Consider the following 23,503-nt stretch of genomic DNA (forward strand, 5'->3'; position numbering starts at 1 on the left):
GTTGTTTGAATCACATTACGCGATCTTTGCCCTCCTGTTTTCCCGCCAAAAGTAAGCTCCGATCGCTGGTGACAGAACGATAGCGGAAAACAGGTAGTTTATGAAATTGAACGGGTTGTAAATCTCCTGGATGTAGCTAACACCCTCGGAGAAACCGTTCAGATAGAACTGTCCAAGGATGCCCGCAAGATTTGCCAGTACGAACAGGCCAATCCAGACATAGATGAATACCGTTAGTGCGCGGTCCACTTAATCCTCCATGATACATATTTGCTTTGCCGAGGAGAAAAGGTGCGCCCCATTCGCCACTACTGTCTGATACAGCTTTTCATTGGGTCCCGCACCCAGTTTAATACCTTTACAATGCTCCATGCGTGAGGTCCGGATCAGCAACCAGAAAACAATCGAAGATCAGCGTATCCATCCCCAAGAGCGACATTCAGGAAATTGAGTTCGGAGCACGACCGGCACCCGGGGAAAGACTGCCAAAATATCAATATGCAAATGGAACTATTGTGCCCGGTGGTGTCCCTTCCCCAGTGAATCACCTGAGCAATGACAGTCTTGCTGCCCCCACCCGAGCATTTTCGCTCACCTCCTTGAATTCTGGTTCCGGGCCGGAAGATGGCCATTCCACAGCTCTATAAGGCCTTCTGTAGCCGAGCGATGTGATCACCTTCGACAACCTCCCCAACCACAAAGGCCCAAAGCCTCCAAACCCTACAGAATCTCGGCGCCTAGATCTATTTCCTATCGCCCTACAGCCCTGATCTCACACCCTTCGATATGGCGTTTCCATATAGATGGCCCTGACACACAAAACCGCCGATCACTCCCACGACGAGCGCTGGCAGACCATCAGCTATTTCTGCGAAGTCTTCGCTAAGCAAGAGTGCAACAACTTCTTCAAGGCCGCCGGATATGAACCGGTCAAAAGCGCCACGCTTAGGATACACGGGATATCAATCCAACCTTGAAGCTGCTGCACGACACCATATTCCAGTACCGCTTCAGAGATGAGAGTACATTGGTTGCCCAGCAATTGGCAGGGTGGCCCTCAGAATACACCCGGTATCAGATTCAGTGATGTAAGAGTTGCCGGTTATCGCTGCCCCCATAAGCAATATTCGTTGTGGACAGGCCTTCACAGGACTGCACTCGATAGAGCGGCTCTCCCAGCCTATTCAGCACCCAGACAGTCCCCAATCCACAATGTGCAATGGCAAGTCCGCCGTCTTTGTTCATGGCAAGCCCATCAGGTCCGGCCAGCCCCCCGGACAGATTTATAAACGCTGAGACCTTGGAGGTGGTCCCATCAGGATGGAGCGGCAATCTCCAAACCTGATTGGCGCGGGTAAGAGCCACCAGAAGGCTCTTTTCATCAACCGATATAGACCTATTGGTTTTCGGGATATGAAACCAATGCGAGGCTTCATGGTCGAGCGATTGGTTTTCAAGACTTGGGCTCGCTTGCCCCTCGAAATACTTCCTCTGGAAGAAAAGAGCCCAAGGGTTCTACCTGCCTCCGCTTGCGCCCCACCACCGGCGTAAGCGCAGCTGCATGAGACGTTATGTTCTTCCTGCATCACCAGGATTGTATGAATGGTAAACCGGACTGGATCGTTCAATCGATATAATATGACTGATCTCAGCTCAAGTTTGTACGATATATTTCCGTGGCATTTGATATAATCCATGCACTTCCATGAAGTTCCGGCAAGAACCGACATCCTGATAATCCCTTGGTCTTGGGGGCGTGCTCACGTCCAGACAGAGGGGGGGATTTGTCGCGCTTTGTTTTGCGTTACCGAGCTCCATGGCAAGCCAGTTCAACCGGGTTGGAGGTATAATGAAGCTAAACTATAGAGACATTACAGGACGCAATGATCTGCGCGACAGGCTCGCACTCAGGTATGCCGCCGCTGCCCTTAAAAAAAGACATATCTATCCGAAGATCGTTCCTCCCTGCCTGAAGGTACTCAAACACACACCGCCGGAAAGCCTCGACCAGGACGGCCGGGATTGTCTGGCGCGACTTTTCCCGAAACGCAACGAAGAAGCTGTCGACGAAGCCGCGGACGCGCTGGACCAGTTCCTGGAGACGAGCCCCGATGTCAGTACCGGAGAGGAGAAGGAGGCGCTGCTCGATCACCTCATTCTTTCATTGCAGCAGGACGACAGCAGCAAGGAGGATTCGCTCCTCAATCAGGTCGAGCGGAATGTATCCCATATCGCCGAGCTGGTCGGTCTTGGCGAGACCGAGGCCCACTTTCTGTTCACGGTCGCCGCCTGTCAGTACAGCCGTGGCCTGGAAGACCTGACCGATGAGCTTATCGCCAAACTGAGATCAGCCTCGGAAACAGTTTCCTGCCTGCTCGACATATCGCGGGAAGAGGCTCACAGGCTCACCCTGCCCGATTGCACCCTGCGGCGCTCGGGCGTGCTGCTGGTGGATGAAAGCGACTGTTCCTTCTATGGCTGGTTCAAGCTGGTGCCCCGTCTGGAACGGATCCTCGCACGCCCCTATGAAAATGTCGAACAGCTGCAAAAGGATATTATTGGAGAGGCCTGTCGCTCCGAACTGGAGCCGGAGGACTTTGCCCATCTGAACCGGGACCAGGACCTGCTGGTTCGACTGCTGCAAGGGACCAGGGAGCAAGAACCCGAAGGTATAAACATTCTGATCCATGGCCCGCCCGGCACCGGTAAGACCGAGTTCGCCAAGGTGGCATCCGCCGCGGCAGGCCTGTCGCTTTATCCGGCGGGCGAGGAAGACGAGAAGGGCTTCGAGCCCATGCGCAGCGAGCGCCTCCAGGACCTCCTGCTGCTGCAGAATATACTCTGCCTCGACACACAGAGTGCGGTTCTTGTTGATGACGCTGAGGATCTCTTCGAATGGAACCTGCCGGTCTTCCGAGGTAATTCGTCCACCACCGGCTCGAAGGTCTTCCTCAACAGGCTGCTGGAGGAGAACAACCGCCCCATTATCTGGATCGTGAACGATCTAAGTTCGATTCCCGTCAGAGTGCGACGCCGCATGACCTTCTCGATCCGGATGGGACTGCCGCCCGCCAAGGTACGGGCCCGAATCTGGGAGCGCATGGCGCGGACGGAGAACCTGACCCTTACCACTGAGGAAACGGACCAACTTTCGCGGTTCCTCGTTTCTCCAGGCGTGGGGGCGAACGGTCTGCGTGCGGCGGCCTTGGCGAGTGGCAACCTTCAGGATGTGGAGCACGCGATCACCGGCATCCAGCAGGCCCTGTCGGGCGCTGGGACCGCAACCAGCGCGACGGGCCGCGACACGAACTCCCTGGACCTGCGCCTGTTCAACACGCAGAGCGACCTTCCGGATCTGCTCGAGCGCCTGGCCCAAGGTGAGAGACGCGATATATCCTTCTGCCTTTACGGCCACCCCGGAACCGGCAAGACCGAACTCGCCCACCTCCTGGCCGAGACCCTGGGCATGGACGTTCTGGAAAAGCGTGCTTCGGACCTTTTGGGTCCTTATGTCGGTCAGACCGAGGCCAGCATCGCAAGTGCCTTCGCGGAAGCTCGGGAACGGGATGCTGTCCTGGTCTTCGACGAGGCGGACAGTCTGCTGGCGGAGCGAAGCCAGGCACATCGCCAGTTCGAGATCACCCAGGTCAATGAGATGCTCTCGCAAATGGAGCGGCACCCCTTGCCCTTCATATGCACCACAAACCTGATGGAACGCATCGACCAAGCCTCTCTGAGGCGTTTTACGTTCAAGCTCAAGTTCAATTATCTGACGGAGTCGATGGTGCTGGTAGCGTTCCGCGGCTTCTATCAGATGGAGCCGCCGGAGAGGTTGCGGACTCTGCGCAACTTGACACCGGCGGATTTTGCCCTCGTTCGGCACAAGGCGAATGTTCTCGGGACACGGAATGACCACCAAGCTCTTGTCCAAATGCTGCAAGAGGAGGCCGAAGCGAAGTCCGACGACCTACGACACCCTCTGGGTTTCCACGCAGCCTGACCTGGGCGACGGTTGGGCAGAGGATCAGAGCGATGATCCTGACCAAGCGTACGGTGGCGGAACCAGTGAATCCCGATCAAGGCGTTGTATCTCTGAAACCGTTCTCAGCAAAAGATTACATTGATGATGACGAGAAGTATTGATTGCGTAATCAACATCTCCTCGCAACGCATATGGGAACGCCAAGGGGCAGCGTTTATGGCACTCAAAAACAGGCGTGGAAGCAATAATCCGCACAATGGCTGTGAGTTTGCCAAAGATGGAGCGCATTGAACGCCATGGCTCCGGTAGCAATCGAGACGGAGTGTCCGAAAGTAACTCACAGCGCAGTGCGGAGAGCTGCCCAATCCATTGCTAAACTTGAGCCTTACAGCTCAGTAACATCTTTTCAACGATATCGATGATATTGATGCACCATGTATAGAATGCTCCGCATATCCGCCTTCTTGGTTTCACTTTGCCTCCTGGCCTCTGCTGAAACCCTCGCCGCCCCAGAGATCTCTGGCAGGGCCTCAGTGGTCGATGGGGACACCATTGAAATTCACGGCCATCGCATACGCCTACATGGGATCGATGCTCCTGAGAGCCGTCAGCTTTGTGTAGATGACTCCGGTCAGAAATGGAGCTGCGGACAGAAGGCAGCTTTCGCCCTGGCGGATCGCATCGGGCAGGCCCCTGTTCAATGTGAGGGTGTCGCTATGGACCGTTACGACCGTGTGGTCAGCGTCTGCCGGAAGGGCGATGTAGACCTCAACGGCTGGATGGTCAGTCAAGGCTGGGCAGTCGCATACCGACAGTATTCTGAAGCCTACGTGAACCACGAAGAGCGAGCCCAAGAGGCCGAAAGAAACATCTGGGCAAGTGACTTCGTGATGCCGTGGGACTGGCGTCGTGGAGACCGTGTAGGAGGCCAGGAAGCTGCTACTAGGTCAGAGGCTCCCTCCCAAAGCCGTAACTGCAATATCAAGGGGAACATCAACAGGGACGGGGTCAAGATCTACCACATGCCCAGCGACGACTATTACGGCAGGACGAGAATCAGTCCTTCGAGGGGAGAGCGATGGTTCTGCTCCGAAGAGGAAGCTCGAGACGCTGGGTGGCGTAGAGCAAGGAGATGAGAGGATGACTGGAGAGATCACCCTCCACACCCCTTTAGACCATTTACTTTAAGGCACACAACTTAAACTCTAGGGCATCTGCCTATACCCTCAAATGTCCGCTAACAATTGAAGCCAATCGTGCAGGAACCCTGAAAGGAGTTCCCATCGCTATCGGTTCCGTACCAGCTTCTGAAGTCACCCATCTGTGTTGTGGTCGAGTTCCAGCTATCTCCATCGCTATCCATTCCGTTATGGAACGTCGTGTTTCCCATTGTCGTTGAGTTCTGGGACCACGTGGAACCCGTTTGGCTATTATAGCCCTGCATATACGTCTGATCGCCAAAACGCTGGATGCTGTAGGTGTTACCGTACTGATCCGTGCAGGACTGATAGGACCCAGAGCCAACGCAAGCTGCCTGGGGCTGACTTGGGGCAGCTAATCCAATACCCCCGGCCAGAGCCACCGTTACCACACTTAAAGTAAGAGTTTTCAACATGTTATCACCTCCCTAGGTTGTAGGGTATATCCCATTTTATCCTTATGCAACCCAATCGCTTTCCTCTCTGTACATAAGCGTCTCCATCACAAGCTTTGAACGAGTCAGCAACACTGCCTTGACTCACAGCCCTACATAGATGTTCTCTATATGTTCTCATTCAGGGCAGAGGCACTATGCGCAAACCGGAGACCATCGAACGCCTATACCTCGACTTCGACGGCTTCTTTGCGGCGGTTGAACAGCAATGTGACCGCCGCTTGCGCGGCCGTCCCATCGGTGTCGTCCCCTTTGATGGTACAGACAGAACGACAGTCATTGCCTGTTCGCGTGAAGCCAAGGCCTATGGCGTCAAGAACGTCATGCCGGTCCGTGAAGCGCGGCAACGCTGCCCCGGCCTCGTCCTGGTGCCACAGAAGCCTGACCTCTATAGGCGAGCACACAACGCCCTCCTCTCAGAGATCGAGACCGTCATTCCCATCGACGCAGCAAAATCCATCGACGAACTGACCTGCCGTCTGGACGAGGCTGACCGACATGATCCAGTGGATTTGGCCCGACGGATCAAGGTGGCGATCCGGGAGAACATCGGGCCTTGGATCACCTGTTCCATCGGCTTCGCGGCCAACCGGCAGCTAGCGAAGATCGCCTGCAAGGAAGGCAAGCACAGCAAGGGGAGCTACGGTGACGGCCTTGCCATCTGGGACCCGGAGGACATGCCGGAACCCCTCTTTGCCGTTCCGCTCGACGATATCCCAGGCGTTGGTAGCAACATGAAAGTACGCCTACAGATGGCGGGCGTGGTCACTACGGAAGAACTGTACAGTCTCCAACCCAAGCACATGCGTAAGCTCTGGGGCAACGTGACCGGTGAGCGCCTGTGGTACGCATTGCACGGCTATGACATCCAGGCCCAGCCTTCCGGGCGGGGTATGTTCGGTCACGGGCGTGTCTTGCCCCCAGATTCGAGAACAGTCCCGGCGGCACGTGAGATCTCCCGACTGCTCCTGACTAAGGCAGCTCGTCGCTTACGCCGTGAGAATTACTACGCGGGTGGTCTTTGGCTCTGGTTATCGACCCGCAGCGGTACCTGGCTTGGCAAGACTGAGCTACCGATCGTTCGTGATGACCAGGCGGTCCTCAAAGCTCTGACGGGACTGTGGGGCCAGGTGGAGAAAGCCTTTCCGCGTGGAGTAATGATCTTCCGCGTGGGCGTGACCCTCTATGATCTCTCCCCCGCGAGCGAACGACAGCTCGACCTGTTGTTACGTGACGATCGAACTCGTCAACGCTGGGAGAACATCAGTCAGGCCATCGATGAACTCAACGCTCGCTATGCAGGTACGGTGGTCAGCCTCGGGTACTGGAACCCTCCCAAAGGCGGCCACGTGGGCGGCAAGATCAGCTACACCCGAGTGCCTTCAGCGGAGGACTTCTGGTGAGCGGCTGGAAGGAGAACATCCGCGTTGGAGACCTAGCCGACGAGCAGAAGCTGGAGGCCCGCTGTCGGAAGTGTGGGCATACCCATTACCTCACACGTGCGATTGTCTGTGTGTCACCGGAGCGGGAGTTTCTGTCGATCGCCGAGTTGGAAAAGGAGACGATCTGTAAGGCACGTGGCTGTCGCGGCCAGGTTAGGCTCTCCATGGTACGCTTAGATGAGCTGAGCGGCTTCGTTGGTGGTCTTGCTTAGCCTCTAGCTCACTGCGGCTTCTACAAGATGCGGACCGTCATTCTTTGGCGAGTTGACTGCCTTTGAGACTGGCCAGGACATCATTTCAGAGGCCTCCAGCGGAGCAAGGTCCGTCTTTTCCAAATCCAGCCATGGGTCTTCCTGGTCGAGCCGCAGTATGACCGGCATCCGAGGATGTACCTCCTTCACCAGGTCGTTGGCGTCTGTCGTGAGGATAGTGAAGGTCTCGAGTGCGTCTCCGTCACCTGTCCACTGTTCCCACAGACCAGCAAAGGCAAAGAGACCTCGGTCTTCCCGACAGAAGTACCAGGGCCACTTCCTGTCCTCCTCGCGCTTCCATTCATAAAAGCCGTCCGCGATCACAAGACACCTGCGCTTCCTAAAAGCCGCTCGATAGGCGGGCTTCTCTGTCACAGTTTCAACTCGAGCATTGATCATCCGACTACCGATTGACCTATCTTTCGCCCAGAACGGAACAAGGCCCCAGACGAGTTGCGTGAGTTCCCGCTTGCCGTCGACCTTTCGAAGGATCGGAGCTCGCTGTGTTGGGGCTAGATTGAAGCGGGGGGCTAGGTCTAGCTCGTCGCCAATCACGTCAGGCGTGAAGCGGTCCTGGATATCCACCAGGGAACGGCTTTCAGTGTAGCGTCCGCACATAGTGACATGCTCACGAATTGTAAATCCGGACGCAAGTTATACTGCGGGAACTCACTAAATTTGCAGGGACTTCCACCGATATTATCTATGCTTCTTTGAACCTAAGCAGTGACATGACCCCAAGGCTTCATCCAGTTGCGACTGGAATCTTTGGTTGAGTGATCTTGCCCCAAGTTTGGATCAGTTGGGCCTACAAAGGTACAGAAGAGCTCTTAGTTTCTTCTGTCTCATCATGAAGATGACAAGCCACTTGGCGCCCTGGCTGAACTTCACGCAGTGGTGGCTCCTCTACATAGCAGCGGTCGAAAGCATAAGGACAACGGGTGTGGAACCGACACCCCTTGGGAGGGTTTATCGGGCTCGGCACATCTCCTTTGAGCACAATTCTATCTGGCTTTCGCCGTGGCGACGGTTGCGGAACTGCGGAGAGGAGCGCCTCCGTATACGGATGGAGAGGACCACTGAATAGAGAGTGCTTGTCGGAAAGCTCGACAATCTTGCCAAGGTACATGACGGCAACACGATGACTGATGTGCTCAACCACCGCCAGATCGTGCGCTACAAACAAGTACGAAAGTTTCAAATCTTGTTGAAGGTCCATTAGGAGATTTACGACCTGTGCCTGGACCGAGACATCTAAGGCAGAAACAGGCTCATCACACACTATCATCTTGGGATCCAAGGCGAGCGCCCTCGCAATACCAATTCGCTGGCGCTGCCCACCCGAGAATTCATAGGGATACTTTTTGGCTGCCTCTGCAGGCAGCCCCACTTTTTCCAGCAGTTCGACAACGCGTTCTTCTCGCGAATGTCGACTGCGGCTATCAAAGTTGAGTATCGGCTCACCCACAATCTCGCCGACCCGGAGACGCGGATTCAGTGAAGAGTATGGATCCTGGAATACGACTTGAAGCTGCTTTCGGACGGCCCGCATCTTTGCGCCGCTTAAATTATCTATTCGTTGGCCCTCAAGCCTCACTTGTCCATCAGTGGGCTTGATGAGGTTCAGGATCGCTTTGCCTGCTGTCGACTTACCACAACCACTTTCCCCGACAATTCCCAGTGTTTCATTGGAAGCGACGGAGAAAGAGATGCCATCCACGGCATAGACCTGGCCAACCACCTGTGAAAACAAGCCCTTCCTGATAGGAAAGTGCTTCTTCAGGTTCTCTACTTCCAGCAGAGGCGTTTCCGTCTCTGGAGCTACAGTTCCGATAGTCATTCTCTGCCTTCCTGCTCAACCAGCTGATCGGAATGGAAGCAAGCGGCAAAATGCTCAGGAGCCTTTTCCTCCAAGACAGGAGCATTGGCTCGGCAATAGTCCGTCGCATAGGAACAACGCGGGGCGAAGGGGCACCCGACTATTTCATCTTTCAAGGAAGGAACTGTTCCAGGTATCTCGTTCAGCCGTCTTTCCTCCCCCTCTCCTGAGGAGCTTCCAAGCTTGAGTACCGATGCAAGCAAGCCTTCTGTATAGGGATGACGAGGACGTTCAAAGAGGTCTACGACAGGCGCTTCCTCCACTTTTTTTCCGGCATACATCACGACGACCCTTTCGGCCATTTCCGCCACTACACCCAGGTCGTGCGTGATGAAAATGATCGCGCTACCGGTTTTCTGCTTAAGGTCACTCATGAGCTCAAGAATCTGCGCCTGGATCGTTACGTCCAGGGCAGTGGTCGGTTCATCGGCTACAAGGAGCTTGGGTTTGCATGCCAACGCCATAGCGATCATCACACGCTGACGCATGCCGCCTGAAAGCTGATGTGGGTACTCACGCACCCGGCGTTCGGCTTCCGGAATGTTCACGAGGCGCAGCAAGTCAACAGCTCGGCTCTCTGCCTCTTTTTCACTTAACCCTTCATGCAGAACCAATGTCTCTCCTATCTGACGACCGATCGTCAGGACGGGATTCAAAGAGGTCATTGGTTCCTGGAAGATCATGGAGATCTCATTGCCGCGGACTTTGCGCATCTCCGCTTCAGGCAAATCCAAGAGGTCACGTCCTTGAAGCTTGATATGCCCGGAGACGATCCTTGCCGGAGGCGTTTGAAGAAGCCCCATAATCGAGAGGGAGGTGACGCTCTTTCCACAGCCGCTTTCGCCAACAACTGCTAAGGTTTCCCCAGCCCTAACAGAGAACGAAACGTCATCTACGGCACGCACCACACCATCGCGGGTAAAAAAATACGTAGATAGGCCTTCCACTTCCAGCAGAGCGCACTCTTCGTGCCCTTGGTGGCCAACCGCATCTTCCTCGGCGCTTTCGATTGTTGTCACCATAGCCTCCTCACAGTCGCCGTGCTAAGCGCGGATCCAGGGCGTCGCGCAGACCATCTCCCAGGAGATTCACAGCCAGAACAGCGAGCGATAGAAAGAAGCCGGGAAAGAGAATTATGTAAGGTGCGGACTGAAAGTAGGTCCGCCCTTCGGCCATAATATTTCCCCAACTCGGGATTTCCGGAGGTGTGCCTGCTCCAATGAAGGAAAGGATAGCCTCCAGGATCATTGCGGACGCAAAGATATAGGTTCCCTGCACGAGCAACGGAGCAAGTGTGTTTGGAAGTATATGTCGTATCAGAATACGCAGTAGGGGCGTGCCACTGGACACGGCCGCTTCAACATAAGGTTCCTCTCGTAAACTGAGAACCAGGCTTCGAACCAGACGAACCACTCTTGGTATTTCAGCAATGGCAATCGCCATTATCACATTCTGAATGCTAGCTCCGGCAAGGGCCATAAGGGCGATTGCTAGCAACACAGGAGGGATGGACATCAGTCCATCCATGATCCGCATTACAATGGCGTCAAACCAACGGAGAAAACCTGTTAACAAGCCAATGGCCAACCCGACACTGATGCTAATAGCAGCGACCCCAACACCGACGAGCAGTGATATCTTTGAGCCATGCACAACGCGGCTATACAGATCCCTGCCCAGCATATCGGTGCCAAAGACAAATTCGCCTGAGGGGCCCTGAAGTCGATCAGCTGGAGAAATAGCTTGAGGGCCATGGGTCTGTAGTACCGGAGCTAAAAGAGCCATAGCCATCATCAAAAGCAGCAGTGATGAGCCCAGAGCCACAGTGGGATGACGCTTTATCTGAGCAACCAGTCGACCAGTGAGCCGACTCCTTGCAATCCGAGGAGGGGTAAGAGTTGAGATTGCCATGTTAGTACCGAATCCTCGGGTCGAAGAAGCAGTAGCTGACATCGACAAGAAGATTGATGAATACATATACAAATGAAAACAGCAGGATAACTCCCTGTATTATCGGATAGTCTCTACGCAGGATTGCGTCCACCGTTAGCCGCCCCAAGCCGGGAATGGCGAACACCGTCTCTGTGATGACCACTCCACCAATCAGCAGAGCAACTCCAATCCCAATTATTGTAACAATGGGAACAGCTGCATTCTTCAGCGCATGGCGCAGCAAGACCTCTTTCTGGTTAAGCCCCTTGGATTTGGCTGTCCTGACATAATCCTGGCTCAGGACCTCGAGCATGCTCGCCCTTGTTATCCTCGCTATCAAAGCGGCAAACACGGTCCCAAGGGCAAGACTGGGCAGAATTAGATGCTGAATGAAGGGCAGGAACCCTTCGGAAATACTGACATATCCTTGAACCGGCAGGACTTCTAGCCATACGGAGAAGACCAGAATAAGGGTATATGCGATAACAAAAACCGGTACTGAAAATCCCAGAACCGCAAACCCCATCACAATCCGATCAATAGCCGTGCCAGCCTTCCAGGCGGCGATCACCCCTAAAGGTACAGCAAGAGCAACAGCCACAATCATCGTTGATACGGTCAGAGCAACGGTCGGCTCCAATCTCTGCAATATAAGGTCTGCAACCGGGCGATTGGTAAAAATGGACGTTCCCAAATCACCTTGCAGAACCCCGCCAATCCAGGTGCCGAAGCGAACAAAATATGGCTGGTCCAAGCCCATCTGCTCGCGGATCTCGCGCACGTCCTCTGCGCTGGCCATGTCTCCGGCAATAATCGTCGCGGGGTCTCCAGGACTAAAGTAAAGTAGGGAGAACACCACCAGAGCGACGACGCCCATAACAGGAATGGTAGCTAGCAGTCGTTGAACTATGTAGGAGAACACGAGTCGCTCCTCTCTGCAGATTCCAGAGTCTTATTGTATTGTCAGAATTCTGCGAGGAGTCCGGACAAGAATAGCCTCGATCTCGTTTTCGGTATAATTACGCTCTCGCATCAGCGGCAGAACATTCTTGAAAATGTGAGCGTAACCGTGGCCACCAAACTGGGAGAGCCTTGTGCGATAGCAAATATCCTGTGAGATCACGATTTGATCCAGGTGACCGTGTTCGATCAACGTCCGGATGAACTTCAACCGGGCACCATCATTCGGCATATCGATGTCTGCCAGCGGATAGTAGGTGTGCTCGAGACCGAAAAGGTCGAACTCGATAATGCAACCGGTGTCCGCCAAACGAAGTAGCCGTTCCTCATCAAAGATCGTGCGATCAATATGGCTGATAACCAGCCGCGAAACATCACCCCCATGCTCTTTGACAAAATCCGCGACTTCCTGAGGCTGATCTTGATCGCGTCCAGGATGGACGTTCAATGCCGCCCCGGTTTCTTCCTGCGCGATGATAGCCCCGCGCATCACTTTTTTCTCCAGGTTCGTCCAAGGGGACTGACAACCGATCTCACCAATTAAGCCTGCCCGTATTTCGGTTCCCCAGGCTCCCCCGAAAACCTGACCAACCATCTCCTGAGCAAAATCGTCCACACTTCGATTGAAGTTTTCAGGGTCTTGGTATTCTTCGACGTAATGGCCGCAGCCCATGATTATATCGACGTTGCTGTCTTTGGCGACTTCAACCAGGCCTTCTGGATCGGGGCGCAATCCACCGCAGGTCAGTTCTACAACGGCTTGGCCACCAACCTTGTTGAGCTGGCGCATTTCTTCTTTGGCCACCTCAATCATATCTAACCGGTATTTGGTGATGTGCTCGACTCTGCCGTAAGCGATGTCGTGATAGTTCTGGAGAGTGATCTCGGGATCGTTGGCCTCGATCTTCCGCTTTGCTGGGGAGCGGATGTCGCACAAAACGTGTTCATGCATGAGCGTTTGGCCAAGAGCCTCCGGCTCAATCAAGCCGGTTACTGTTTGAATTTTGCCTTTTAGGTCTTCCCGGTTCATCCCTTGCCTCCACTGTACATATTATTCGTTTCGCGAGCTTGAGTTCTGGTTTTTATTTCGTTAGCTCAGCGTAAGTTCCTGGTTGCCGTGCCTCGAAGAATTTCCATTTCGAGCGCACTTCCTTTACTTCCTCCAAATTCAGATCAGCCACTACAAGCTCATCCTGATCGTCACTGGCTTGGGCTATGATCTGTCCCTTTGGGCTCACAAAGTAGCTGGATCCGTAGAAGTCGCCGATATTCCAGGGGGCTTCTCTGCCGACTCTATTGATGGCACCAATGAAGAAGCCGTTGGCAACAGCAGCTGCAGGCTGCTCGATTTGCCAGAGGTATCGGCTCAGGTCTGCAGGCGTCGCACTTGGGTTCACCACGTACTCCGCACCATTCAGTGCCAGCGCGCGCCATCCTTCCGGGAAATGCCGGTCGTAGCAGATATAGACGCCAAGCTTGCAATACCGGGTATCAAACACCGGATAGCCCATGTTGCTTGGCTCGAAGTAGTAGGTCTCCTTGCCTTGAGGAAGGTTGGGTATGTGATTCTTTCGGTATTTCCCCAGATACCTGCCATCGGCATCTATAACAGCAGCTGTATTGTAGTATTTTCCGTCGTCTATTTCATAGATGGGCGCGACGATAACCATCTCGTGTTTTCGAGCCAGGGATGAAATTCGCTGAACCGTGGGGCCATCTGGAACCTCTTCGGCCGCGTTAAACCACTTGTCATCAGTTACAGCACAGAAGTACGGCTGATTGAAAATCTCCTGCATGCAGAGAACTTGGACACCCTGGGCACCAGCCTGATCGATCAGCTTCTCATGAGCATCGAGCATGTGCTCTCGTAGAACATCCGGCGAAAGGTCCGTCTCTCCCTTGAGTGACATCTGTATCAGGCCAGCTTTCATGACTCTCTCCTTTTCAGAAACTCAGTGTTTCACAAGCAGTGGCTTCCTTACCGAGACAAATTCTTCCACCGCAGCACACAGCTTATCGAATTCCGCATCCCTCATGGGCAACGAGACGTTGATCATTCCACGTCGTGCCAACCACACACCTGCATCTATAAGATCCAGGAAGAAAAGTTCACGCAGATCACTGTTCGCCTGAGCTGCATCCTTGGGAGAGTGAATTTCACCCTCGCGCATGTGCACGGTCATCATCGAGCCCCGACCAGTGAACTGCATTGGGACCCCAGCAGCTTTACAAATCTCATTCAGGCGATGGCGCAGGTTTTCCCCCCGTTGATTAAGCTCACGCGAGGCTTCCGAAGTGAAGACGCGGCTCATCCCGGCATATCCAGCTGACATCGTCAGTATGTTATTGTTGAACGTTCCTGCATGAGGGAATGAACCCGGCTTATGCGGGTCAAAATGGTCCATCAGTCTGGACGCCCCACCGAAGGCCCCAAAGCTAAAGCCTCCCCCAATGTATTTCCCCAGGACGGTCAGATCTGGAGTGATATCCAGGAGTTCCTGCAGGCCACCGGGAGCCAGGCGTGATGTCATGACTTCATCAAAGATGAACAACGCACCTGCATCCGTAGCGGCGTCCTGCAGTCCTTGCAGAAATTCTGCTTTTGCCGGAATGCAGCCCCCGGCCCCCATCATGGGTTCTACCACTATGGCTGCTAGATCCGAGGCATGCTCCCTGACAAGCTCTAGGGTGCTCTCGATATCGTTATACTGTCCCAGAACAAACTCGAACGGCGCATTAATTGGGCTCCCTCCACCGGCGAAAACGAACACGCCGCCATGGTAAGCACCGTGAAATACCAGTATCTTGTTTCGCCCCGTGGTCGCTCGGGCCAACGACATAGCCATGAGGTTGGCTTCTGTCCCTGAATTGGTGAAGCGCACGCGCTCCAAAGAGGGAAAGCGATCACAGAGCAATTCGGCGAGCTGTTGCTCAAGCTGTGTGTGCCCGCCCAGAACGATGCCCCCATCAAGGGCCTTTTTTGCCGCATCGATTATGATCGGCTCGGAGTGACCATACAAACCGGCCGTATATTCGCCCAGAAAATCAACATATTCATGTCCATCCAGTGTACGAATATACGCCCCATCTCCCTCTGCAATAGTAATCGGAAACGGCTCACAGTATAGAACCGTGCGCGTGTTACCGCCGGGCATCGATTGACGAGCCCTGTTGTGCTGCTCGAAGCTAAGGGGATTCTTTGAGAGGTATCGCGAAGCAGCATCGTCAAGAGCTGTTGCCAAATCTGTGTTCGGCTTTGGATCAGGTGACATTTAATCCCTAGTCCCTTTTAGTATTTGATTTTTATTACCCAAAAAAAGAGAGTGCGGGTTATCCGTAGATACCCGCACTCTAATAATCATGATTTCTCGATGTTCCAGAAAGCTGGGCTTTGCTGCCCAACAACACCACTTATTCGATCTTCTACGAAGGCTACTGGTCGGAAAAACTGTCCGACATGGACATAAGGTACAGACTCAAAGAACCGAGTCTGTAATCCATCTATGATTTCCTGGCGTTCTTCGACGCCTTGGGCGTTGGCATAGGTAACCCGCAACTCTTCAAGCTCTTCATCGCAGGGCCATCCATACCAGTTGTCTCCATCACAGCTCGTGTCCAGCGGTACATTGGTGATCGGGTTCTGCATCGTGAAGCCCGGCCACCATGTGGGGAATATGTGCCAACCACCCCGGTCCTCTTCCGGGCTTTCCTTGATGGGGCGGCGAGACGTAAGTGTACTCCAATCCTGAGCCTGTAGCTCCACCTCCAGTCCCGCACGCCGTAGATGATCTGCAGCAACGAGACTCATGAGGTGCATTAGGTTCTGATCGGTTGGATCCATGAATACAACCGGTCGTCCATCGTATCCGGCTTCTTCGAAAAGCTTCCGCGCAACCTCAAACGGATCTTCGCTGCCCTCGAATTGCTCGAGGCCTGCTTCAGATTCACTAGGAGATCCGCAAATGAACGGTGAAAGGCAGACGCGTTCGTAATCCGGCACTCCAATCATCGCAGACAAGTAGTCCTGTTGCTGCGTCTGAACCAGATGAAGCAACGCCTGGCGGGCTTTGGGATGATCAAACGGATGAATCAGGGTATTCATCCTGAGCATCCCTTGGTAGCCAACTGGATCTATGACCTTAACGGCAATATTCGGATCGCTGTCCAACTGAGGCAGCATGTCGTGCGAGGGGAACTCCAACATATCCACCTCGCCTGCCTGAAGGGCTTGTACTGCCGTCCCGGGATCAGGGATGTAGAGCCATTCCACCCGCTCGACGTTTACGACTTTGCCCCCTGCCAAACCATTGGCTGGCTCGTCTCTCGGAACATAGTCAGGGTTGCGACGATAAACCACCTTGTGTCCTGGATCCCATTCATCATCCACAAAGATGAAGGGCCCCGAGCCAACCGTCGTTTCAACCTGCTCACTGGCAGCTTTTTGAGCATCTTCCTCGCGCATGACAACGCAGGGAAGAACTGGATTGGCCAATGCCAACAAGACCATCCCAAATGGTTCGGAGAGCTGTAGCGTAAAGCTCTTTTCATCATCGGCCTCAAGAGACTCTGCCCGCTCCATCATCAAGCCGCCCTCGGTTCTCGTTTGAGACCAACGCTTTATTGAAGCAACACAGTCCTTGGCCGTGACGTCAGTCCCATCGTGAAACCTGAGTCCGTCCCTCAGCTTGAATTGGTAAGTCAGGCCATCGTCACTGATCGAATAATCCCCGACCATTTGAGGCTGTGGCTCCAGCTCATCGTTCATCGCGAAGAGCATGTCATAGATCATGTGGGCGTGATTGGCCGTGATCTGGGCTGTTGTAAAAACAGGATCCAAAGTACGGAGATCAGCCTGCGGAACGACTCTCAGCACACCGTCGGCAGCTTTGGCGCTTTTAGTTGACCAGCCGAGGCTTGATAGAAATGCAGCTCCTGCAAGCCCACTAGCACCCTTCAGAAATGTCCTGCGATCTTTATTGATCGCATCAGATTGGTATATCTCACTCATCCGTGTACTCCCTTGTTTAAGCGGTTCACCGGCTCGTTTTTGTTTTCCCGGCACATTATTATTCGGTTTCGATAGACAGCTCCTTCAGCAAGGTCTCCACGTTCCCCATGTGATTAATCGCGGTTTCGCCAAGCTGCTGCGCGACAGCAGACAACAGGATCTGCGCCACAAAGAAGTTCGAAGCGGCTGAACTGAAGTAAAAGGGACCTCTGGCCCTGAGGGTCACATGAGAGGGCCCCTCTCCAGCGATCGGGGAAGACAGATCGGTCAGCGAAACGATGGGAATTCCCCTCTTCATCATCGCTGAGCACGCATCCACGGTGATCTGGGTGTAGGGCCTGAACGAGACGGGGACGAAGACATCCTTGTCCGTTATCTGCGCCATCTCCTCGGCAATTGCAGCTCCGGATGTACCCAGCATGAAAATTCTGGGACGCAAGAAGCTGGCGAAGGACGTGAAGAAGTAGGCGACAGCATGGGTTGCTCTAAGCCCCATCACGTAAACCACTTCCGCATTGCAGATCAGTTCTGCAGCACGCCTGACTTCCTCTTCATCGAGCCCAGCGACTGTCTCCAGCAATCTGCCGACTTCTTCATTCGCGAGATCCTGAAACCCATTGGCAGCGCCAGGATGATTCCTTTCTATGAGCCCCTGTGTCTGGCTACTGTAGAAAAGCCCGCGTTCAGCGACATGTCTGCGAAAGACCTCCTGTAACTCAGTGAACCCGCTGAACCCTAGGCGTTGCCCTAACCGGGTCAGGGTCGAGGGATCGACATTGGTTTCTTTCGCGATCTGGGAAATGTTCTGAACTGCCGCACGATGCGGATGCTCAAGCATTAAGACCAAAGCCCCAAGGGCACGACGCCCGATCCGTCGATCATCCCCACGACGAACCCCCTCCACTATGGCGCTTAGCTCAGAAGTCGTCTGAGGTACAGCTTGAGAAGCTTCGATTGTCGCCATAAGGAGCCTTCCGCATTTGCGTTGCGTCCATATGTGCAAACTGTACATGCATAATTTATCTACGCAATAGTTTTTTGCACATACGTATATTATGCAAATTCTAGTGCATATTGTTTGCTTACGTATTTATTGACCCTGGAGCTATAGCTTCCAGGCCTTCTGAGCTCAGCCATTTCTGGGAATTTGATACGCAAACTCTCCGAAGGATGATGATATCCCATGGAGTTGCGGCCTAGCAGAACGCATACCAACCAATCGGGAAACTATTCGTGCATGCTATTGTTTGGGCCGATCATACCGCCACTGCCCAGCGGATCATGTGGCGCACCACCGCCTCTGGCGAAGCGCCAGCACAACGTAGGCGCTGTACGTTGCGAGGCCAATATCAACAACACCACCTGCTCCGACATCGAAGTCTGCTCAGCCATGGCTTGCGGCATCATATCCACTACCATGACTACGACGTGTCCATCCGCAAAAAGGTCCTTGCGACGCAAGTCGCAGCGCCACTGGTAGTCATGCTAGCGCGTTATGACGTGTCGACGCGCAACATCAGTAATGCTCGTCCGTTTAACCCCAACCGAAGTCAGGATCACCTGCTTATGGCCCGGTGACCAGAGCCTCCGTCGCTCCACACCCGTCAATACCTCCAAGCACATCCGTCGCTAGGCGGCCTGCGAACCGGGCAGACACCAATAAGCGAGAAGCGAACAGGCTGCATGAACCGCTTTGACACGCGCCCGCACCGTGGGCAAACGGTAAGTTCCTTGGCATCCTGAAGCCTTGCCCACAGGGTTACATACAGTAAAATTTTAGCGGTCAACTGATGTGTTAACTAAACTGATTAATTCAGTTTGTTATCGACAGTGACGTCGCCATGGGCGTCTGGATCAGCTAGGTGTTGATAGACGTTTTGTAGTGACGACATCGGCGATCTAAAAATACCGCCTACCTGATAGGAGATTGATTCCAATCGATTGTTGTTTGGCAATCATTTCTCTCGGAGAACGACATGCCCCGCGCATGCTTCCAACATTGTTCCGTGATCGAGTGCGATCAAACCGTTGACAAGAACCAGCTCTATCCCATTAGCGGGCCTGATAGGCTCCTCGTACGTCGCGGTGTCAGCGATCCGGTCCGCGTCGAATAGCACAATATCAGCAAATGCGCCTTCGACTATGCGTCCTCGATCCTTCAAACCGAACGTGCTGGCTGCTAATCCAGTCATCTTGTGGACCGCTGTTTCTAAGGGCATCAATTCCAAATCTCGCGCGTAGCGTCCCAGTACGCGGGGAAAGGTGCCCCAGAGGCGAGGATGAGGATGCGCTCCGTACGGAATGCCGTCGGAGCCAATCATCGTATAAGGATACGTGATGATGCGTCGTACATCGTCCTCCGACATACAAAAATATATCGCACCAGCGGGAACCAGACGCTCGATTGTCTCGTCTATCGTGCAGTTCAACACTTCGGCGATACGTTCCAGGTCCCATCCATTGAATTCTGGATAGGGTTGGGACCAGGTCACCAGAACGCGAGTAGATTGCTCGACCATTTCCGGCAACAGTGAACTCGAACCCGCTATGTAGGGATATGCATCGAGGCCAACCGTTTGATGCCGCCGAACCTCGTCGAACATTTTGAGCGTTTGGGTACTTAAACCATGATTCTTATGACCCATGCATTTGTGATGGGACACAACCAGCGGGACACCGGCAGACGCAGCCGTCTCGAAGGATTCGCGTAGCGATTCCTCGACATGATCGTCCTCATTTCGCATGTGGGTCGTATATATGCCCCCCGTACCTGCCATTAACTTCAGAAGTTGGAGGACCTCAGTCGCCGGGGCGTGGCGGGCAGGTGGATAATAAAGTCCGGTGCTAAGACCGATAGCACCGGCGTCCAGCGCTTCCTGTAGGCAAGCGCCCATTTTATCGAGCTCTTTGTCTGTGGCAGGTCGATCAAGGGAATCCATCGCCCCCACACGTAATGTCGAATGCCCTACCAGAGGGGCTACATTTACCGCCGGGGGTGCACTTTGCAGCGACGCGATATAGTCAGAAAACTTTGGATACTGATAGATGCTTTCGTCGCCAATAACATTTAGGGGTGCAGGCACAGGCCCATCGGGCTGGAGCGGCGCAAGGCTGATGCCGCAATTACCAACAATAACGGTTGTCACGCCCTGAGTAATTTTTGACGCCATCGGGTCTTGAGACAGAACTTGCGCATCATCGTGCGTGTGAACGTCGATGAACCCAGGGGCGAGCGCCAACCCTCCACCTTCGATCACGGCGGCCGAGGAGCTTCGTTCGAGCGATCCTATTGCCGAGATCCGATCCCCTTTAACGGCCACATCCCCGCGACGTTCCTCTTCCCCCGTGCCGTCGAAGATACGGACGTCTTTAATGATAAGATCGTGGTGCGTGCAATGGGTATTCATCGAGATGTCGCCGCCTATTCGGAACGTAAATGAATTAACCTGAAATCACTGGAAAAAGAATGTAAGGCTAAGAACTCTGCAATGAGCATCTTGGCAGCTCTCAGGTTATTCTCTGCAACTGAGTGTTCCATGAAAGGGCACCCCGAACAATCGAACTTATAAAGCTTTGCTAAAAGGCGATTGCGCGTTGATAGGAGAGTTAACTGCTTTCGGTACTGGCCAGGACATCATTTCAGAGGCCTCCAGCGGAGCAAGGTCCGTCTTTTCCAAATCCAGCCATGGGTCTTCCTGGTCGAGGCGCAGCATGACTGGCATCCGAGGATGTACTTCCTTCACCAGTTCGTTGGCGCCTGTCGTGAGGATGGTGAAGGTATCAAGTGTGTCTCCATCACCCGTCCACTGTTCCCAAAGACCGGCAAACGCGAAGAGGCCTCGGTCTTTTCGACAGAAGTACCAAGGCCACTTCCTGTCCTCCTCGCGCTTCCATTCATAAAAGCCGTCCGCGATCACCAGACACCTGCGCTTCCTAAAGGCCGCTCGATAGGCTGGCTTCTTTGTCACCGTCTCAACTCGAGCATTGATCATCCGACTGCCGATCAACTTGTTCTAAGCCCAGAACGGAACAAGACCCCAGATGAGCTGCGTGAGTCCCCGCTCGCCGTCAATTTTTCGGAGGATTGGAGCTCGCTGCGTTGGGGCTAGATCTAGCTCGTCGCCGATCAAATCAGGTGTGAAGTGGTCCTAAAGTTCTTTAAGGGATCGGCTTTCAGTGTAACGCCCGCACATAATAGCGTGCTCACTAATCGCAGAGCTGACGTGACACCAAAGCTTTACCCAGTTGCTGCAGCCTTTCGGCCCCGCTTCGCCGAACCTTTCTTGGTACCCTTTGCGGCCTTTGAGGTCTTTGGAGCTTCCGGCATATCTTTGCTCCGCTTACCCAAACCAATCTGCTTAGCAAGTGAAGACCGTTGCTCCGCATAGTTCGGGGCCACCATCGGGTAGTCCGGCGAAAGGTTCCACTTCTCCCGGTATTCCTCGGGAGTCATGCCGTACGCCGTTTTCAGGTGGCGCTTCAGCATCTTGAGCTTCTTTCCGTCCTCCAGACAGATGATATAATCCGGCTGCACCGACTTATTGATGGGAACGGCGGGTACTTTCTTGGGTTCTTCCGGGGCAGGCTGGCCCGATTCTGCCAATGCCTCATGCACTGACCGAATCAGCCCGGGAACGTCGGACGAGGCGACCGAATTCCGCCGTACATGGGCAGCGACGATTTCCGTTGTATACGTCAACAGCTCTAGGTCTGTCGGTTCATTGTCAGCCATTGTAATTCCTATTCTACCCAGCCCAGATCTACCCTAAACCAAGGACCAAGAATCCAATATTTAAGATCCTGAACCATGAAGGAGTTATGTATTTACCCCTATTAGCTTAAAAGCTTGGCTTTGCCAAATACTTAATACTTTCCTAAAAACCTTACCATCTTACCAACTATGTTTATTCTAGATCGAAGGGGGTATTTCTCCTGGTTTCGCTGTCCCCTAATTCCCAGCCTCCAGTCACCTTAGGCCCAAGAACACCTCAGGAGCCTGCTTACATAAGGTGAGGTCATGGCGGAGACTGACTACAGCGCGAAAATCGCTGCGCTGCGCATATTGCGGACCAAGTCCACCGCCTCGCCGTTCCAATGGAAGTGATAGTGGTCGCCCTGGACCGGTATATCCATGAGGTCGGGCCAGAACACCGCCACGCAGTTCCCCTCGGGAGAGCGCACGCTGCGGAAGACAAGCCCGTTGCTTCCCTGCCCACGCAACCGTCGGCCAAGTTCCTGGGGCACACTGTAGTCATCCGGATCATGACAGTCAGGGAAGGGGCGGACGTCGTGCAGATCGAGATCTATGCTGTTCACGAGCAGCCGGAATTGCGACGTCCAGCCCGGTTCCTCGTCACTGGCGGTCATGGCGACGGCATGATGGTGCGCCACCTCATAGATCGCCACCGCCTCGCTGTCCCCGGCGCTGTAGACGCCATAGATCCCATCGGTGAAACGGTCCGGCCGATCGGTGGAAGCATGGACGAAGGGCGCCATGAGCCAGCCCGCCCCCGGGCCGCTCACGCGCCGCTCGGGTGGGACAAGGTCGAGCCGTCCGAGATGCTCCCAGATCCGCGGATTGGTCTTGGACTCCGCCGAGGCCAGGGCCTCCCAATCCCTGGGGTCGGCAACGTCCTCGAAGAGATCGATGGGCGGGTGGATCGAGCGGATGACCCGGTACGCCCGGGGCCAGGAGATATGGGCGAGATCGGGCCGGACCCTCACCAACCGCTACGCTCCGCATCGAGATAGGCGCGCACACGCTGCAGGGAAAAGATGTCCCCCTCGGCCATGACATCTCCCGGCGCACGGCCGCCGAAGACGCGATTCGGCTTCTTGACCCAGGCATAGCCTCTGGCCGGATCCGAGAAGAGATAGCGCAATCCCTTATGGATGCCCATGAGAAGCGAGAGCCGGGTGGCCAGATCGCGATCGATGCGACCGATGTCCCCGGCTTTCCAGCGCGCATAGGTCCGCTGCGGAAGACCGCCGAGGATTTCCTGGGCCTGTGCCGTCGTGATCTGCCATTTGTCGAAAAGCCGAAGCACAGTGCGTGCCATGGCCCGCGCTTCTTCAGCGGTGATTCTTGGGTTCTCCGGATTGGCTTTGGTCTTCTCGAGTTCCTGCAGCATGGCTTCACTCCTTTGGCATAATGTAGGGGTAATTAAGCCATTTGGCAATGTCCTGCTTGGTGAGGAAGCTCATGATGGTGGACACATGGTCCTTGGAGCATCACTCAATTGCGACTAGATGGTTAATACCATTTTATGGTGTTCTTCTATCCGGGCAGGCCTTTTCTGTATCTAGCCCCTTTTGCCGCTTTTCCAGACCACTGGAATGCTTCTTTACGAAGATTCATAAGTTCCGCTGGTGTGTCACAAGCTATGACTGCAAAC

General features: G+C 54.2%; 20 protein-coding genes. 3 read left to right on the plus strand and 17 right to left on the minus strand.

Translation table 11 applies throughout. From position 1 onward, the window contains the following. Positions 1–15: 15 nt before the first annotated feature. Positions 16–249 carry a hypothetical protein gene (locus ACFOW6_RS11950; RefSeq protein ID WP_382422600.1) on the minus strand — a complete coding sequence of 78 codons (234 nt, stop codon included), beginning with the start codon at positions 247–249 and terminating at the stop codon, positions 16–18. A gap of 831 nt (positions 250–1,080) precedes the next feature. Further along, on the minus strand, positions 1,081–1,365 hold the full coding sequence (locus ACFOW6_RS11955; RefSeq protein WP_382422601.1) for an SMP-30/gluconolactonase/LRE family protein: 285 nt from the start codon (positions 1,363–1,365) through the stop codon (positions 1,081–1,083). A gap of 484 nt (positions 1,366–1,849) precedes the next feature. Here ACFOW6_RS11955 and ACFOW6_RS11960 point away from each other — a divergent pair, with 484 nt between their 5' ends. From ACFOW6_RS11960 to ACFOW6_RS11970, 3 genes are all read left to right on the plus strand, one after another. Then, positions 1,850–4,000, plus strand: coding sequence for an AAA family ATPase (locus ACFOW6_RS11960; RefSeq protein ID WP_382422602.1), 2,151 nt, complete (start codon positions 1,850–1,852; stop codon positions 3,998–4,000). A gap of 425 nt (positions 4,001–4,425) precedes the next feature. Continuing rightward, the gene (locus ACFOW6_RS11965) at positions 4,426–5,118 is read left to right on the plus strand and encodes a thermonuclease family protein (RefSeq protein ID WP_382422659.1); all 693 of its coding nucleotides are present in this window, start codon (positions 4,426–4,428) and stop codon (positions 5,116–5,118) included. A 655-nt stretch (positions 5,119–5,773) separates the two neighbouring features. After that, the gene (locus ACFOW6_RS11970; protein WP_382422603.1) at positions 5,774–7,039 is read left to right on the plus strand and encodes a Y-family DNA polymerase; all 1,266 of its coding nucleotides are present in this window, start codon (positions 5,774–5,776) and stop codon (positions 7,037–7,039) included. 254 nt (positions 7,040–7,293) lie between these two features. Here ACFOW6_RS11970 and ACFOW6_RS11975 read toward each other — a convergent pair whose 3' ends face one another. The 15 genes from ACFOW6_RS11975 to ACFOW6_RS12045 form a co-directional block, all read right to left on the minus strand. Beyond that, positions 7,294–7,947, minus strand: coding sequence for an SOS response-associated peptidase (locus ACFOW6_RS11975; protein ID WP_382422604.1), 654 nt, complete (start codon positions 7,945–7,947; stop codon positions 7,294–7,296). Positions 7,948–8,137: 190 nt separating this feature from the next. Further along, on the minus strand, positions 8,138–9,169 hold the full coding sequence (locus ACFOW6_RS11980; RefSeq protein WP_382422605.1) for an ABC transporter ATP-binding protein: 1,032 nt from the start codon (positions 9,167–9,169) through the stop codon (positions 8,138–8,140). Further along, positions 9,166–10,230, minus strand: coding sequence for an ABC transporter ATP-binding protein (locus ACFOW6_RS11985; RefSeq protein ID WP_382422606.1), 1,065 nt, complete (start codon positions 10,228–10,230; stop codon positions 9,166–9,168). Before ACFOW6_RS11985 ends, ACFOW6_RS11980 begins: the two co-directional genes overlap by 4 nt. 7 nt (positions 10,231–10,237) lie before the next feature. Next, positions 10,238–11,119: an ABC transporter permease gene (locus tag ACFOW6_RS11990; RefSeq protein WP_382422607.1), complete on the minus strand. Its 882-nt coding sequence runs from the start codon at positions 11,117–11,119 to the stop codon at positions 10,238–10,240. A gap of 1 nt (position 11,120) precedes the next feature. Continuing rightward, positions 11,121–12,062, minus strand: coding sequence for an ABC transporter permease (locus tag ACFOW6_RS11995; RefSeq protein WP_382422608.1), 942 nt, complete (start codon positions 12,060–12,062; stop codon positions 11,121–11,123). 30 nt (positions 12,063–12,092) lie between these two features. After that, on the minus strand, positions 12,093–13,130 hold the full coding sequence (locus ACFOW6_RS12000) for a phosphotriesterase family protein (RefSeq protein ID WP_382422609.1): 1,038 nt from the start codon (positions 13,128–13,130) through the stop codon (positions 12,093–12,095). A 52-nt stretch (positions 13,131–13,182) separates the two neighbouring features. Then, positions 13,183–14,031, minus strand: coding sequence for a nitrilase-related carbon-nitrogen hydrolase (locus ACFOW6_RS12005; RefSeq protein ID WP_382422610.1), 849 nt, complete (start codon positions 14,029–14,031; stop codon positions 13,183–13,185). A gap of 21 nt (positions 14,032–14,052) precedes the next feature. Next, complete coding sequence (locus ACFOW6_RS12010) at positions 14,053–15,372, minus strand: aspartate aminotransferase family protein (protein WP_382422611.1); 1,320 nt, start codon at positions 15,370–15,372, stop codon at positions 14,053–14,055. 86 nt (positions 15,373–15,458) lie between these two features. Beyond that, entirely contained in the window at positions 15,459–17,108 is a 1,650-nt protein-coding gene (locus ACFOW6_RS12015; protein WP_382422612.1) for an ABC transporter substrate-binding protein, read from the minus strand. A 58-nt stretch (positions 17,109–17,166) separates the two neighbouring features. Next, positions 17,167–18,072 (minus strand): MurR/RpiR family transcriptional regulator, encoded by a 906-nt coding sequence (locus ACFOW6_RS12020; RefSeq protein ID WP_382422613.1) that lies wholly within the window; start codon positions 18,070–18,072, stop codon positions 17,167–17,169. A gap of 991 nt (positions 18,073–19,063) precedes the next feature. Continuing rightward, complete coding sequence (locus ACFOW6_RS12025) at positions 19,064–20,515, minus strand: N-acyl-D-amino-acid deacylase family protein (protein WP_382422615.1); 1,452 nt, start codon at positions 20,513–20,515, stop codon at positions 19,064–19,066. Positions 20,516–20,671: 156 nt separating this feature from the next. Next, entirely contained in the window at positions 20,672–21,100 is a 429-nt protein-coding gene (locus ACFOW6_RS12030; protein ID WP_382422616.1) for an SOS response-associated peptidase, read from the minus strand. 245 nt (positions 21,101–21,345) lie between these two features. Further along, positions 21,346–21,840, minus strand: coding sequence for a MucR family transcriptional regulator (locus ACFOW6_RS12035; protein ID WP_382422617.1), 495 nt, complete (start codon positions 21,838–21,840; stop codon positions 21,346–21,348). Positions 21,841–22,139: 299 nt separating this feature from the next. Continuing rightward, positions 22,140–22,832 carry an RES family NAD+ phosphorylase gene (locus ACFOW6_RS12040; RefSeq protein ID WP_382422619.1) on the minus strand — a complete coding sequence of 231 codons (693 nt, stop codon included), beginning with the start codon at positions 22,830–22,832 and terminating at the stop codon, positions 22,140–22,142. After that, complete coding sequence (locus tag ACFOW6_RS12045) at positions 22,829–23,239, minus strand: antitoxin Xre-like helix-turn-helix domain-containing protein (RefSeq protein WP_382422620.1); 411 nt, start codon at positions 23,237–23,239, stop codon at positions 22,829–22,831. The genes ACFOW6_RS12040 and ACFOW6_RS12045 overlap by 4 nt, the downstream gene beginning before the upstream one ends. Positions 23,240–23,503: the final 264 nt, after the last annotated feature.

The sequence above is a fragment of the Fodinicurvata halophila genome (genome assembly GCF_042651425.1).
Lineage (GTDB): Bacteria > Pseudomonadota > Alphaproteobacteria > Kiloniellales > DSM-21159 > Fodinicurvata > Fodinicurvata halophila.